Consider the following 15326-nt stretch of genomic DNA (forward strand, 5'->3'; position numbering starts at 1 on the left):
TTTTCACTTAACTTCACGCATCCCCGCAGTTCGATTTACTTTTGCGCCAGAGCACTTTACCATTCTGGCGCACATTTCCCCGTGCACCGACTTCCACGATCGCTTCCGTCCTTCAGGAGAGTGCATGTTTTATCCTATCGTCCGACCGGCGCTGTTTAAACTCGATCCCGAACGCGCACACGAACTCACCTTTCAGCAACTGCGTTTTATGAACGGCACCCCGCTGGAGATGTTTTATCGCCAGAATCTGCCATCGCGTCCGGTCACCTGTATGGGACTGACCTTTAAGAATGCCCTGGGCCTGGCTGCGGGTCTGGATAAGAACGCTGAGTGCATTGATGCCTTTGCGGCAATGGGCTTTGGTTTTGTTGAAGTCGGCACTGTTACGCCGCGCGCTCAGGCAGGAAATGATAAGCCGCGCATGTTTCGTCTGGTGGAAGCGGGCGGAATTATCAATCGGATGGGATTTAATAATCTGGGCGTTGATCACCTGGTTGAGAACGTGAAGAAAGCGCGTTTTAACGGCGTGCTCGGGATTAATATTGGTAAAAATAAAGATACGCCAGTCGAGCAGGGCAAAGATGATTATCTGATCTGCATGGAGAAGGTCTATGCCCACGCCGGTTATATTGCCATCAATATTTCTTCACCGAACACCCCAGGTTTACGTTCGCTGCAATATGGTGAGGCGCTGGATGATCTGCTCTCAGCGATCAAACAGAAACAAAAAGAGCTGGAACAGCGTCATCTTAAATATGTTCCGCTGGCCGTAAAAATTGCGCCCGACCTCTCTGAAGAAGAGTTAATTCAGGTCGCAGACAGTTTAATTCGTCATCAGATTGATGGCGTTATTGCCAGTAATACCACGCTTGATCGTTCGCTGGTGAGTGGTCTTAAACATGCTGAGGAAGCGGGCGGATTAAGTGGCCGGCCAGTGCAGTCTCGCAGCACAGCGGTTATCCAGCGCCTCTCTCAGGAACTGCAGGGCCGCCTGCCCATTATCGGCGTTGGCGGCATCGATTCTCTGACGGCAGCGCGTGAAAAAATCGCCGCAGGGGCAACACTGGTTCAGATTTATTCAGGCTTTATTTATCAGGGGCCAGGATTAATTAAAGATATCGTCACGCATCTCTAAGACAATTCTCACAATGATTGGCCGGGGGGTTTATTTATCTCCTCGGCTCGTTTATATTTTGTCCTGTTACACGCTTTTTCAGCTTTTCCTTATGTTTCTTTTTTCGCTGAATTCTGCGCGATTTTTGGCGCAGCGGTAAATACAGGGCACACGATGAAAATTAAACCCGATGATAACTGGCGTTGGTATTTTGACAGCAGCCACGACCGGATGATGCTCGACCTGGCAGACGGTATGCTTTTTCGTTCCCGTTATTCCCGCAAAATGCTCACGCCGGATGCTTTCACTGAATCGGGTTTTTGTGTCGACGATGCCGCCCTTTATTACACCTTTGAAGAGACCTGCCGTCATTGCAAACTCAGTGGCAGCCATCGTGCTGAGCTGGTGTTAAACGCGCTGGTCGCTGCCCGCTTCCTCAAGCCACTGATGCCGAAAAGCTGGCATTTCACCTCGTATGCTCCGGCAATGCAGCCCCGTCCTGGCGAAATGGTACAGGTTACGCTGGCCGAAGAGGGAACGCTGGCCCGTCTGCTGGTAGTGGAGAGTGGTGATAATGCGGCGCTCTGCCTGCTGGCACAGCCAGGATTAACGCTGGCCGGAAAAAACATGGTGCTCGGCGATGCCATCAAGGTGATGAACGATCGCCTGCAGCCCTGGCATCAGGACGTCGCGCCGCGTTACGCACGCGCCGTCTGATCACTTCAGTTTAGTTCGAGATCCCCTGCCGGAATACAGCTACAGCTTAACAGCGTGCCGTCCTTACGCAGGGCACTCTGTTTCAGCGCCTTTACCTCACCCGCGACCAGATTAAGCTTGCAGCTGCCACACAGTCCCGCCCGACAGGAGTAGGGGATGCGGAAGCCCTGCATCTCCAGTTGATCCAGTAACACCTGCTGATTATCTCCGGTGAACGTCTGACCCTGGTAAGTGATGGTAACGGCATCGGGTGCCTGCTGCGCGGGTTTCAACGTTTCGACGACTTCACCGGCCCCATAGCTGCGCGGTGCATGACGTTTCAGAACAACCATTTCATCGCCGGCACGCACCACGCCACTGTTGCGTGCCACTAAGTTCAGACCAAAATCGATATCACCACTGCCATCCTGGGCGGTGCGGAACGTCTGCAGCGTCGCCAGCGGATGACCGGTGGGATGCTTAACGCCGGTCTCGGTGCTGACCGTCGTGAGCACGCAGCGACTACAGGGCTTAGGCACCTCGAATATCACGTCGCCAATCTGAATCTCCGCCCAGTTATCTTCATCCCACGCGGCAGCACCGCTGACGACCAGATTCGGGCGAAACTGTTCGGCCCGGACGCTGGCCGGGCAGCGCTGTTGCAGATCATGCAGCGACGCGTTGTTGATCAGTAAAAACGGAAAGCCATCGGCGAAGCTCAGCGGAATATGATCAAACTTTTTGACCCGGCGGCTGGGTTGCGGCCCGACCCAGCGCAGTTGAACCTCGCGCGGGAAGAACTGGCTCAGCCACTGGTTTATCGCTAGCGGCGCGATGCGCGCGGTAAAATGATTGCCCCAGACTTCGGTGGGATGATTCTGCTCATCGAAATCGCTGAAGCGGATCAGGGACTGACTGCCATCCGGGGCCGCCAGCAGCAGGCCATCCGGCAGAATAGCCGGCGTGAAGCGCACCATCTCCGGGTACTGCCGGGCGGTAATAAAGGTGCCATCAGGTTCGGTCACCATGAACAGACGATCAAACGCGAGTCCGCTGTCAGTGACCAGCGCGTGTGATAAGGCTAATCCCCGCATCGACTTCACAGGATGAATAAATAAGCGGGAAAGCGTGATCATGGTGTTCTCCTTGAACCCGACGCGCGACACAAAAGAAGCTAACTTTATGACATAGGTCTCCGATTCGCTATAATGCGCGACAATTTTCTCAAGAGTTAAAAAGTGACGATATGAATTCTCTGTTTGCCAGCACGGCGCGTGGGCTCGAAGAGCTGTTAAAAAGTGAGCTGGACGCGCTGGGCGCGCAGGATTTGCAAGTGGTGCAGGGAGGCGTTCACTACGAAGCCGACGATCGCGCCATGTACCAAAGTCTGATGTGGAGTCGTTTAGCATCACGCATCCTGTTGCCGCTGGGAGAGTTTGGCGTCTACAGCGATCTCGATCTCTATTTGGGTGTGCAGAGCGTGGACTGGCCGTCGATGTTCGGCAGCGACAAAACCTTTGTGGTCCATTTCAGCGGTACCAACGACTCGATTCGTAACAGCCAGTTCGGCGCGCTGAAAGTAAAAGATGCCATCGTGGACAGCTTTACCCGTCAGAACCTCGAACGGCCGAATGTCGATCGTGAGCAGGCGGATATCCGTGTTAACGTCTGGCTGAATGACGATCGCGCCAGCATTGCGCTGGATCTCAGCGGCACCTCACTGCATCAGCGCGGTTATCGCCAGCAGACCGGTCAGGCACCGTTGAAAGAGACCCTGGCGGCGGCAATTGTGCTGCGTTCTGGCTGGGAGCCGACCACGCCGTTGATCGACCCGATGTGTGGTTCCGGTACGCTGCTGATCGAAGCGGCGCTAATCGCCTGCGATCGCGCGCCTGGCCTGCTGCGTAAGCACTGGGGCTTCACCGCATGGAGCCAGTTTAATGCTGCGCTGTGGCAGGACGTGAAAGCCGAGGCGCAGGACCGTGCCCGTGCAGGGACGGCCGCTACTCAGGCGCGCTTCTTTGGCTACGACAACAACGGTCGGGTGCTGGAGTGGGCGCAGGCGAATGCCCGTCGCGCTGGCGTCTTTGAACTCTTTACCTTTGCCCAGCAGGACCTGCTGAAGCTGACCAACCCGGTCGATCCGGCAGTTCACGGCACGGTACTGAGCAATCCACCTTATGGTGAGCGTCTGGAAAGCGAACCTGCCCTGATTGCGCTTCACAGCCAGCTTGGGCGTCTGATGAAGCAGCATTTCGGCGGCTGGAACCTGTCGCTGTTCAGTGCCTCTCCAGAACTGCTGAGCTGCCTGCAACTGCGTGCCGATCGCCAGTTTAAAGCGAAGAACGGTCCGCTGGATTGCGTGCAGAAAAACTATCAGCTGGCGGTTAACAGCCATGAAAGCGCCGGACAGATTGCGGAAGATTACGCGAACCGTCTGCGTAAAAACGTGAAGAAGCTGGAGAAGTGGGCGCGTCAGGAAGGCATTGAATGCTACCGCATTTATGACGCCGATCTGCCAGACTACAACGTTGCTGTCGATCGCTATGGCGACTGGGTGATTATCCAGGAATACGCGCCACCGAAAACCATCGATCCAAACAAAGCGCGTCAGCGCCTGTTCGATGTGATCAGCGCGACCCTGAGCGTGCTGGAACTGCCTGCCGACCGTCTGATCATGAAAACGCGTGAGCGCCAGAAAGGCAAAGCGCAGTATCAGAAGCTCAGCGAGAAGGGCGACTATTTCGAAGTTAAAGAGTTTAATGCGCATTTCTGGGTGAATCTGACCGACTATCTCGATACCGGCCTGTTCCTCGATCACCGCATTGCCCGTAAAATGCTTGGCCAGATGAGTCAGGGCAAAGATTTCCTGAACCTGTTTGCCTACACCGGCACCGCCAGTGTGCATGCCGGTCTGGGTGGGGCGCGTTCAACCACCACGGTAGATATGTCGCGTACCTATCTGGAGTGGGCGGAGCGTAACCTGCGTCTTAATGGACTGACCGGGCGCCAGCACCGTCTGATGCAGGCGGACTGCCTGAGCTGGCTGAATGAGAGTGACGAGAATTTTGACCTGATCTTTATCGATCCGCCAACCTTCTCCAACTCAAAACGTATGGAAGAGAGCTTTGACGTTCAGCGCGATCATATGATGCTGATGCGTAACCTGAAGCGCCTGCTGCGTCGCGGCGGCACCATCATGTTCTCCAATAACAAACGCGGTTTCAAAATGGACATGGATGGCCTGAAAGCACTGGGCCTGCAGGCGCAGGATATTACCCAGAAAACGCAGTCGCAGGACTTCGCGCGTAACCGTCAAATTCACAACTGCTGGCTGATCACTCACGCCGGTAAGGAATAAGATTACATGTCATTAATCAGTATCCACGGCGCTTATCTCTCCTTCAGCGATGCGCCGCTGTTAGACAATACCGAACTGCACATCGAAGAGAACGAACGCGTCTGTCTGGTGGGCCGTAACGGTGCGGGTAAATCCACGCTGATGAAAATCATCAATGGCGAACAGCCACTGGATGATGGCCGCATTATTTATGAAACCGACCTGGTCGTGGCGCGTCTGCAACAGGATCCGCCGCGCAATATTACCGGCTCGGTCTATGACTTCGTGGCTGAAGGCGTTGAAGAGCAGGCTGAGCATCTGAAAGCCTATCACGCCATTTCCCATGTGGTGATGGAAGATCCCAGCGATAAAAACCTCAATGAGATGGCGCGTCTGCAGACCATTCTCGACCATCAGAACCTGTGGCAGCTGGAAAGCCGCATCCATGATGTGCTGGAGCAGATTGGTCTGCAGCCTGATACCGAGCTGTCGTCGCTCTCTGGCGGCTGGCTGCGTAAAGCGGCGCTGGGTCGTGCGCTGGTGAGTAACCCGCGCGTACTGATGCTGGATGAGCCAACCAACCACCTCGATATCGAAACCATCGACTGGCTGGAAACCTTCCTGAAGAACTTCAGCGGCAGCATCGTCTTTATTTCCCATGACCGTTCGTTTATCCGCAACATGGCGACGCGCATTGTCGATCTCGACCGTGGCAAGCTGGTCTCCTGGCCGGGCAACTACGATCTCTATCTGGAAGGCAAAGAAGAAGCCCTGCGCGTTGAAGAGATGCAGAACGCTGAATTCGACCGCAAGCTGGCGCAGGAAGAGGTCTGGATCCGTCAGGGCATCAAAGCCCGTCGTACCCGTAACGAAGGCCGTGTGCGTGCGCTGAAAGCGCTGCGTCGCGAACACTCAGAACGTCGCGAAGTGATGGGCAAAGCCAACATGCAGGTCGGCGAAGCATCCCGCTCCGGCAAGATCGTATTTGAGCTGGAAAATGTCGACTACGCAGTCGATGGCAAAGTGCTGGTGAAGGACTTCTCAACCCAGGTTCAGCGTAGCGACAAAATTGCGCTGATCGGGCCGAACGGCTGCGGTAAAACCACGTTACTGCGCCTGATGCTGCAGCAGCTGAAAGCCGATCATGGCCGCGTGCACTCCGGCACCAAGCTGGAAGTGGCCTACTTTGACCAGCATCGCGCTGAGCTGGATCCGGATCGCACCGTGATGGACAACCTGGCCGAAGGCAAGCAGGAAGTGCTGGTCAACGGCAAACCGCGCCACGTGCTGGGCTATCTGCAGGACTTCCTGTTCCATCCAAAACGTGCGATGACGCCGGTACGTGCGCTCTCCGGTGGTGAACGTAACCGCCTGCTGCTGGCGCGACTGTTCCTGCGTCCCAGCAACCTGATGATTCTGGATGAACCGACCAACGACCTCGACGTCGAAACGCTGGAACTGCTGGAAGAGCTGATTGATGGTTATCAGGGCACCGTCTTACTGGTGAGCCACGATCGTCAGTTCGTCGACAATACCGTCACCGAGTGCTGGATTTTCGAAGGCAACGGCGAAATCGGTACCTTTGTTGGCGGTTATCACGACGCTCAGCAGCAGCGCGCCGCTTACCGGCAGCACAGAGCTGCGGCCCCCGCGAAAGCGACGGGCAATACTGCTAAGCCAGCCGCAGAGAAGGGTGAGGCTAAGCGTAACGTGAATAAGCTCAGTTACAATCTGGCGCGTGAGCTGGAACAGCTACCGCAAAAACTGGAGCAGCTGGAAGCACGCATCGGTGAACTGCAGGCTAAAATGAGTCACCCGGACTTCTTCAGTCAGGCACACGATCAGACGCAACCGGTGCTGGATAATCTGGCGCAGGCTGAGCAGGAGCTGGAAACCGCTTTTGCGCGCTGGGAAGAGCTTGAGTCACTGAAAAACGGCGCGTAAGGCAGGGCTAACGGATGTGTTCAGCAGTGAAAAGTAACGCGTGGATGCTTTGTCCACAATGCGATTTAATGATTAAGCTGCCGGACATTCCCGTGGGCAGCCGTGCGTCATGCCCGCGCTGCCACACCTCCCTGACGGCCAACTGGCACGAGCCGCGCAAGCGGCCGACGGGCTATGCGCTGGCAGCCCTGTTTATGCTGCTGCTGGCCAACCTGTTTCCTTTCGTCTCAATGAAGGTTGCGGGGCTGACCAGCCAGATTACCCTGGCGCAGATCCCTCAGGTGATGGTGACGGAAGATTACAGCAGCCTGGCGACGCTGTTTCTGCTGTTTGTGCAGGCGGTTCCGGCCTTCTGCATGATCACCATTATTCTGCTGGTCAATCAGGTCCGCTTGCCGAAGCACCTGAAAATCGGTCTGGCACGCATCCTGTTTCAGCTGCGTAACTGGGGCATGTCAGAAATCTTTATGGCGGGCGTGCTGGTCAGCTTCGTCAAACTGATGGCCTATGGCGAGATCGGCCTGGAGACCAGTTTCTGGCCGTGGGTGCTGTTCTGCCTGCTGCAACTGCGGGCTTTTCAGTGTGTTGATCGGCGCAGCTTGTGGGACACTCTGTCACCCCGACCCGCGCTGCCTCATCCGCCCGAAGTGGGTGTCAGTGGTTTAGAGCAGGGACTGCGCTCCTGTCCCTGCTGTACCGCCATTCTGCCTGAAGCTGAGCATACGTGTTCGCGCTGCGGCGTCACGGCCCAGGCTCGGCGTAAGCACAGCCTGCAATGGACGCTCGCGCTGTTGTTCACCTCTATTCTGCTTTATATCCCGGCCAACCTGTTGCCAATCATGGTGACGGAAACCCTCGGTACGGCCTATCCCTCCAATATTATGGCCGGGGTGATTGTACTGTGGGGCGATGGTTCTTACCCGGTAGCGCTGGTGATCTTTATCGCCAGCATCATGGTGCCGACGCTGAAAATGCTGGCGATTGGCTGGCTCTGCTGGGATGCCAGCGGACGCGGACAGCGTGACAGCCACAGGATGCACAAAATTTATGAAGTGGTCGAATTCGTTGGCCGCTGGTCAATGATCGACGTGTTTGTCATTGCCGTGCTCTCTGCGCTGGTGCGCATGGGGCAATTAATGAATGTTTATCCCGCGTGGGGGGCAGTACTCTTTGCGATGGTGGTGATTATCACCATGATTGCTGCCATGACCTTTGACCCGCGGTTAACCTGGGATCGTGTACGCGAAAACAATATGAAGGAGTCGCGCCTTGACGGAAACTAACCACGGCCATGCAAAGGTGGAACAGATTAAGCGCTGGTCGCCGGTCTGGATTGTCCCCATCGTTACGCTGTTAATCGGCGGATGGATCCTGTTTTATCACTTCAGCCATCAGGGGCCGGAAGTCACCTTAATCACCGAAAACGCCGAAGGCATTGTTGCGGGTAAAACCACGATTAAAAGCCGCAGCGTGGATGTCGGTGTGGTGGAGAGCGCGGTGTTAAGCGACGATCTTCACCATGTGGAAATCAAAGCGCGCCTCAATTCAGGCATGGAAAAATTGCTGCATAGCGACAGCGTTTTCTGGGTCGTAAAACCGCAGATTGGTCGTGAAGGGATCAGCGGTCTTGGCACACTCTTGTCAGGTGCCTATATCGAACTGCAGCCCGGCACCAAAAAACAGCCACCCGAGCAGTATCAGCTGCTTGATGCTCCACCGTTAGCGCCACCGGATGCTAAAGGTATTCGCATTGTGCTGGACAGCAAGAAAGCGGGTCAGCTTAATCCGGGCGATCCGGTGCTGTTCCGTGGCTATCGCGTGGGCACGGTCGAGACCAGTGTGTTTGATACTGACAAACGTATGATGACCTATCAATTATTTGTGGCCGCGCCTTATGACCGCCTGGTGACCACCAACGTGCGTTTCTGGAAGGACAGCGGCATCGCCGTGGATATGTCTGCCTCCGGCATGCGGGTGGAAATGGGCTCGCTCACCACGCTATTCAGTGGCGGCGTCAGTTTTGACGTGCCGAGTGGCTGGGAGCTGGGTCAGCCTGCGCAGAACAAGTCTGACTATCATCTGTTTGACGATCAGCGCAGCATTCAGGACTCACTTTACACCAACCATGTCGACTACGTGCTGTTCTTCACCGACTCGATTCGTGGTCTGCAGGCAGGTGCGCCGGTTGAGTTCCGTGGTATTCGTCTGGGCACCGTCTCCGAAGCGCCATTGATGAAAGCGGGTCTGGTTCAGGCACTGAATAATGATTACCGCGTGCCGGTGCTGATTCGCATTGAGCCGGATCGCTTCCTCAGCCGACTGGGCGAGAACTTCGACCTGGAGCAGCATCTGCAGGATGGTAAAAAACGTGGCCTGCGTGCCACGCTGAAAACCGGCAACCTGCTGTCAGGCGCGCTCTATGTCGATCTCGACTTCTATGACAATGCTCCGCCTTACAAAGGTCCGCAGAAAGTCTCTGGTTATGAAGTGATCCCAACGGTCAGTGGTGGCCTGAGCCAGATTCAGCAGAAGCTGATGGCGGCACTGGATAAGATCAACAGTCTGCCACTGAACGGTATGGTCAATGAAGCGACAGGAACGCTGAAAGAGAGCCAGAAAACGATGCGTGATCTGCAGCGTACCATCGACAACATCAACAAAGTCACCGGCAGTCCGGCGATGAAAACCCTGCCGGAAGATCTGCAGCAGACATTGCGCGAACTGAACCGCAGCATGAAAGGCCTGCAGCCAGGTTCGCCAGCCTACACCAAAGTGGTGGGAGATATGCAGCGCCTGGATCAGGTACTGCGTGAGCTTCAGCCGGTGCTGAGAACGCTGAACAACAAGAGCAATGCGCTGGTATTTGAGGCGAAACCGGGACAGGATCCCCAGCCGAAGAGGGCGAAACAGTGAAAAAAGGATTGATACTTTGTGCCGCGCTGGTGTTGAGTGCGTGCAGTAGCAGCGTTGACAATACCTGGTATCAGCTGCCCTCCGGGGCGGCGTCCATGCAGGTCACCAGCAGTCAGCTGAATGAAGCACAGCCGATGTTATGGGTGCAGCAGGTGACGGTGCCGGACTACCTGGCAGGCAATGGGCTGGTTTATCAGACCAGTGATGTGAAATATGTCATCGCCACCAATAATCTCTGGGCCAGCCCGCTGGATCAGCAGTTGCAGCAGACGCTGATCACTAACCTGAGCAAGGCGCTGCCCGGACGGCTGGTGGCAGGTTCACCTTTAGGTGCGCAGCACGATACACTGAATGTGACCGTCACAGGCTTCCAGGGTCGCTACGATGGCAAAGCGACCGTCAGTGGCGAATGGACGCTGGAACATCAGGGCCGTCTGACGAAACAGGCGTTTAACCTGGTCGTGCCGCAGACCGAAGATGGCTATGATGCGATGGTCCGGACGCTGGCAGCGGGCTGGCAACAGACGGCGCAGAAGATTGCTAATAGTGTGGTTGCGTTAAATTAAGATTGATGTGAATAAATAAGCTAAGCCCCTGACCGATTGTCGTCTTTTTTCGATATTGTTCAGGGGCTTTTTTATTAGCTTATTCAGAAAGATAGTGTTGTCGAATGCTTCACAAAATAGCCTTAATCTTACCGATTAAGGTCACATTTATGACACTGACATGAAGATTGGGCATTGATCTTTGGGAACGCAGGGGGTAGAACATAAGGGTGGTTGAACATTAATTCACCACATTTCTTTCCACCAGATTCCACAGACCTTACATGAGGGACACGGAGTATGAAGAGACAGAAACGAGACCGCCTCGAACGCGCCCATTCACGTGGTTATCAGGCAGGCATTACTGGACGCTCAAAAGAGATGTGTCCGTATCAGTTGATTGACGCTAAGTCTCACTGGTTGGGAGGTTGGCGACAAGCCATGGAGGACAGGTCGGTAGCTGCATAACCGGATGTCACTGAAAAGGGAATATAACCTCCGCCATGCGCGGAGGTTTTTGTTTCCGGGGGAAACGTTTAGAAAGCGGCGGTATCTTTAAACAGGCCGACTTTCAGATCGCTGGCGGTATAGATCAGATTACCGTCAACCAGCACTTCACCATCTGCCACGCCCATTACCAGTTTACGGTTGATCACGCGTTTGAAGTGAATGCGGTAAGTGACTTTCTTCGCGTCTGGCAGGACCTGACCGGTGAATTTCACTTCACCCACGCCCAGCGCACGACCTTTACCTTCGCCGCCCAGCCAGCCCAGATAGAAACCGACCAGCTGCCACATGGCATCCAGGCCAAGGCAACCCGGCATCACCGGATCGCCAATAAAGTGGCAACCGAAGAACCAGAGATCGGGATTGATATCCAGCTCCGCTTCAACAAAGCCTTTGTCATATTTGCCGCCGTCTTCGGTCATTTTGACCACGCGGTCCATCATCAGCATGTTGCCAGATGGAAGCGGCGGACCATTTTCGCCAAACAGTTCACCACGACCCGACAGAATCAGATCTTCTTTGGTATAGGATTCGCGTTTATCTACCATGTTTTCAATAAGCCTTGTTTTAGTGAATCACGAATATTAGCGAACAGTTGTACGCTGAGCAAATCGGATTAACGGTGGTTGAACCAGTTAAGCCAGCGCAGCGCCCAGGGACGTTGCGGACCGTCCGGCTGGTTGAACAGGCTAATGCGTTCCTGGATGGTATTCAGCAGGCAATCGCCCAGACCATCCTCGGTACTCCAGATTTTTCCAGTCAGCAGCGGCAGCGCTTCCTCAGCCTGGTCAATGGCCCAGATATGGAAGCGACCCTGCTCAACCGCACTCACAACCGCCTGATTCAGGCTGAGATGACGCACATTGCAGGCGGGAATAATCACACCCTGCTGGCCCGTCAGTTCGCGCTGATGGCAGATATCAAAGAAACCTTCAATCTTCTCATTCAGCCCGCCCACCGGTTGTACGTTACCGAACTGATCGACTGAGCCGGTCACGGCAATCTGCTGATTGATCGGCTGATTAGCCAGTGCACTGATTAAGGCACAGAGTTCAGCCAGCGAGGCGCTGTCACCATCCACCTCGGAATAGGATTGCTCAAACACCATTGAGGCCGAGAAGGGCAGTTGCTGGTCGAGTTCCAGCTCTGCAGTCAGGTAAGCCTGCATTATCATCATGCCCTTGGCGTGGATGTTACCGCCCAGCTCCGCTTTGCGCTCAATATCCATGAACTCACCATCGCCGGGATGGACCACGCAGCTGATGCGCGAGGGATCGCCCCAGGCGCGGGGATGACCAGGATATTCAACTACCGACAGACCATTAATCTGACCGACCACTTCACCTTCGGTTTCAATCAGGATCTGTCGCAGCAGGATTTCGTCACGCATTCGTTCGTTGAGATAATTCTCACGCCACAGGCGGGCTTCCAGCGCATCACGCAGCGCTTCAGCATTAAGTTCATCGCCCATCAGAGCTGACTCGCGCATCTGGCGTTGTAGCCAGCGAGGGCAGAGTGGCAGGGTATCCTGATCGCCGCTGTAACGGACCCCTTCTTTGATTAGCTCAGGCCAGAAGTCCTCTTCCGGCAGAGGCAGACCTGCCTGTTGCGCCAGTTCAGCATTCCAGCGACACCAGGCGAGCATGTCATCTTCATCCAGAATCTGAATGTTCTCTTCAAATTCAGTATAGATGGCCATTTCGTGAGCTTCAGGGTCGAGCTCCTGAAAATCTGCCAGCGCTTCCCGGTCGCCACACAGGACCAGGTTGAGGCTGAGTGGTAATGGAGGAATCGAGACAGGCAGCGGCCGGCGTTCATCCTGAGATGTCCACTCAACATAGCCTTGCTCAATACACTTTTTCAGGCGCAGCCAGAGAATCGGCTGTGTCATCAGACTACGCAGTGACAGCACCAGCGTACCGCCATTGGCGCGATGGATCAGGCCCGGTTCGAGCTGGATGCGATCTTTATACTGGCGCACGCAGCCAAATAATTGCTCCATTTCAGTCCATTCAGCAAAGTGAATACCACCCTGACTGGTGAACGGACGTTGAGGATCGGAGGGGGGCTGAAGCGTGACGTTGTCAGCCATGATATGGTAATCACCGCCGAACAGGGTGGTACTGTCTGCCATGACCCGCTGAGCGGCCTGGGTAATGAAGGTCAGATAGTCGCGATTCTCCTGGCTACGAACCAGCAGTAACGGGAAGCCTTGCGTCTGGTGGTGTAAATGCGCCAGTGCATTCAGCAACCGGGGCTGTACCGTTGCCAGAGCATCAGTTTCTTCATCAGCAATTCGGGAGAAAACGGATTGGTATTGCGCGCTATCCGGCTGTAAGGTCTGCCACGTAAGTTGGGTGCTGGTCAAAATAATCGCATTTGTCTGTATTAAGAAAAGCGAGATTATACAGGATTCACCCTTGTTAAGCACTGCTGACTTCCTGTTGAAGATGTGACGATGGCAGCATGTTTTTCGTTGCTGCATCCAGGAAAAAAGCTGTTATTCTTAGTTCGTTACGTGATCACGATGAGATTCCGATGAAATACCAGCAACTCGAAAATCTTGAATGTGGATGGAAGTGGAAATACCTGGTGAAAAAACATCGGGAAGGTGAACTGATCACGCGTCACCTTGAATTAAGCGCGGCGCAGGCGGCAGTCGATAAGCTGCTGGCGATGGAAAATAATCCGGTAACGGTCAATGAATGGATTGCAGAACATATTCATTCTGATCTTGATAACCGACTGAAGCAGACCATCCGTGCCCGGCGGAAACGCCATTTCAATGCTGAACATCAGCATACCCGTAAAAAATCGATCGACCTGGAGTATCTGGTCTGGCAACGACTGGCAGGTCTGGCGCAGCGACGCGGCTGCACGCTCTCTGAAACCATTGTTCAGCTGATAGAAGATGCAGAACGCAAAGAGAAATATGCGACTCAGATGTCGAGTCTGAAGCAGGATTTGCAGGCCATTCTGGGTAAATCGGGTTCAGAAAGCGAATAACCGGGCAGGGCAATAATACTCTTTATGCTCAAGTCCGGTTTTCTACCGGCATAAAAAAACCCCGCTTTAGCGGGGTTTTTTATTACGTTTAACTTAAGCCTGTGGCTGAGTTACAACGTCTTTGATGCCTTTAACATCGATTTCTACGCGACGGTCCGGAGACAGGCAGTCGATCAGGGCATTACGGCCTTTCACGCTGTCACAGGTGTTGCCGGTAACTGGGTTAGATTTACCCATGCCACGTGCAGAGATCTTGTTAGAAGGGATACCTTTAGATACCAGGTAATCTACGACTGACTGAGCACGTTTCTCAGACAGTTTCTGGTTGTACTGCTCTGAACCGATGCGATCGGTGAAGCCCAGTACGACAACGGAACCATCTTTAGGATCCATTGAGCTCAGCTGGCTGTACAGCTGATCCAGAGCCTGCTGGCCTTCTGGCTTCAGGGTAGATTTGTTGAAGGTGAACAGAACGTCAGACTTCAGAGTGAAACGCTTGGTTTCAACAACTGGAGCTGGTGCTGGAGCCGGAGCCGGAGCTGGTGCAGCGACATCATCCTGACCGAAGCGGTATGAAACGCCTACGCTCAGCATGCCGTTGTCTGGACGAGTACCAACGGTCTGTGCATCACCGATGTTGTTAACCCACTGGTAATCCAGACGGGTAGCCCAGTTTTTGGTCAGCGCATATTCAACACCAACAGCAGCCAGCGGAGAAACGCCGGTGTCGTGGTCGCTGATGCGGCCAGTAGTTGGGTTAGTCTGCGTTGCATCTGCACGCCATACCATGCCGCCCAGACGAGTATACACGTCCAGATCGTCATTGATTGGGTAGCTCAGTTTAGCAGCCAGCTGTACGCCCTGTGCTTTGAATGCGCCGTTAGTCACATTGCCTTTGTTAGGCATGCGGCCCAGCCAGTCATAGCCCATCTCGAAGCCCAGGTATGGGTTTGCCTGATAACCAACGAACGCACCTGCGCCCAGCTGGCTTTCATGAGTTGGACCGTCATTGTTCTCGTAACCGTTACCGTAGTAACCAGTGTCGTGATACTGAGACCAGCCCAGTTTAGCACCGGTGTACCAGGTGTTATCTTTCGGAGCGGCCTGCGCTACGGTAGCGAAGCCAGCCAGTGCCACTGCAATTGCGATAGCTGTCTTTTTCATTTTGCGCCTCGTTATCATCCAAATAGGCAATGAGCAAAAAGGTTGCTCTTGGTTTAAATCCTTCGCCGGGTCAAAACGCTCGCTTATGACTCTACCG

At 54.5% G+C, this 15326-nt stretch carries 13 protein-coding genes; 9 read left to right on the forward strand and 4 right to left on the reverse strand.

Features of this window, described 5'->3' with window-relative positions; translation table 11 throughout:
• Positions 1-124 precede the first annotated feature (124 nt).
• Together pyrD and ACN1CO_RS02630 are read left to right on the forward strand one after the other, a co-directional pair.
• Positions 125-1135, forward strand: coding sequence for a quinone-dependent dihydroorotate dehydrogenase (gene pyrD / locus ACN1CO_RS02625; RefSeq protein ID WP_419137454.1), 1011 nt, complete (start codon positions 125-127; stop codon positions 1133-1135).
• A gap of 153 nt (positions 1136-1288) precedes the next feature.
• Positions 1289-1831, forward strand: coding sequence for a cell division protein ZapC (locus tag ACN1CO_RS02630; RefSeq protein ID WP_283545786.1), 543 nt, complete (start codon positions 1289-1291; stop codon positions 1829-1831).
• Positions 1832-1836: 5 nt separating this feature from the next.
• On the opposite strand, the gene ACN1CO_RS02635 is transcribed toward ACN1CO_RS02630, so the two are convergent.
• The gene (locus ACN1CO_RS02635; RefSeq protein ID WP_419137456.1) at positions 1837-2946 is read right to left on the reverse strand and encodes a YcbX family protein; all 1110 of its coding nucleotides are present in this window, start codon (positions 2944-2946) and stop codon (positions 1837-1839) included.
• 110 nt (positions 2947-3056) lie between these two features.
• Here ACN1CO_RS02635 and rlmKL point away from each other — a divergent pair, with 110 nt between their 5' ends.
• The 6 genes from rlmKL (at position 3057) to rmf (ending at position 11020) form a co-directional block, all read left to right on the forward strand.
• Complete coding sequence (gene rlmKL / locus ACN1CO_RS02640; protein ID WP_419137458.1) at positions 3057-5171, forward strand: bifunctional 23S rRNA (guanine(2069)-N(7))-methyltransferase RlmK/23S rRNA (guanine(2445)-N(2))-methyltransferase RlmL; 2115 nt, start codon at positions 3057-3059, stop codon at positions 5169-5171.
• 6 nt (positions 5172-5177) lie between these two features.
• Positions 5178-7094, forward strand: a complete 1917-nt coding sequence (locus ACN1CO_RS02645; protein WP_419137460.1) for an ABC transporter ATP-binding protein — start codon at positions 5178-5180, stop codon at positions 7092-7094.
• 14 nt (positions 7095-7108) lie between these two features.
• A complete protein-coding gene (pqiA, locus tag ACN1CO_RS02650) occupies positions 7109-8377 on the forward strand; it encodes a membrane integrity-associated transporter subunit PqiA (protein ID WP_419137462.1) in 1269 nt (422 codons plus the stop codon).
• Positions 8364-10007 carry an intermembrane transport protein PqiB gene (gene pqiB, locus ACN1CO_RS02655; RefSeq protein ID WP_419137464.1) on the forward strand — a complete coding sequence of 548 codons (1644 nt, stop codon included), beginning with the start codon at positions 8364-8366 and terminating at the stop codon, positions 10005-10007. The genes pqiA and pqiB overlap by 14 nt, the downstream gene beginning before the upstream one ends.
• Complete coding sequence (gene pqiC / locus ACN1CO_RS02660) at positions 10004-10573, forward strand: membrane integrity-associated transporter subunit PqiC (RefSeq protein ID WP_419137466.1); 570 nt, start codon at positions 10004-10006, stop codon at positions 10571-10573. The genes pqiB and pqiC overlap by 4 nt, the downstream gene beginning before the upstream one ends.
• A 279-nt stretch (positions 10574-10852) precedes the next feature.
• Positions 10853-11020 (forward strand): ribosome modulation factor, encoded by a 168-nt coding sequence (rmf, locus tag ACN1CO_RS02665; protein WP_008925875.1) that lies wholly within the window; start codon positions 10853-10855, stop codon positions 11018-11020.
• 68 nt (positions 11021-11088) lie between these two features.
• On the opposite strand, the gene fabA is transcribed toward rmf, so the two are convergent.
• Together fabA and ACN1CO_RS02675 are read right to left on the reverse strand one after the other, a co-directional pair.
• Entirely contained in the window at positions 11089-11607 is a 519-nt protein-coding gene (fabA, locus tag ACN1CO_RS02670) for a bifunctional 3-hydroxydecanoyl-ACP dehydratase/trans-2-decenoyl-ACP isomerase (protein WP_009091047.1), read from the reverse strand.
• Positions 11608-11675: 68 nt separating this feature from the next.
• Positions 11676-13544 (reverse strand): AAA family ATPase, encoded by a 1869-nt coding sequence (locus tag ACN1CO_RS02675; RefSeq protein WP_419137469.1) that lies wholly within the window; start codon positions 13542-13544, stop codon positions 11676-11678.
• Between the two features lie 53 nt (positions 13545-13597).
• Here ACN1CO_RS02675 and matP point away from each other — a divergent pair, with 53 nt between their 5' ends.
• The gene (gene matP / locus ACN1CO_RS02680; protein ID WP_143813132.1) at positions 13598-14065 is read left to right on the forward strand and encodes a macrodomain Ter protein MatP; all 468 of its coding nucleotides are present in this window, start codon (positions 13598-13600) and stop codon (positions 14063-14065) included.
• A gap of 93 nt (positions 14066-14158) precedes the next feature.
• On the opposite strand, the gene ompA is transcribed toward matP, so the two are convergent.
• Entirely contained in the window at positions 14159-15229 is a 1071-nt protein-coding gene (gene ompA / locus ACN1CO_RS02685) for a porin OmpA (RefSeq protein WP_090962456.1), read from the reverse strand.
• Between the last annotated feature and the right edge of the window lie 97 nt (positions 15230-15326).

This window comes from Pantoea sp. R13S299 (assembly GCF_048515925.1).
GTDB lineage: Bacteria > Pseudomonadota > Gammaproteobacteria > Enterobacterales > Enterobacteriaceae > Pantoea.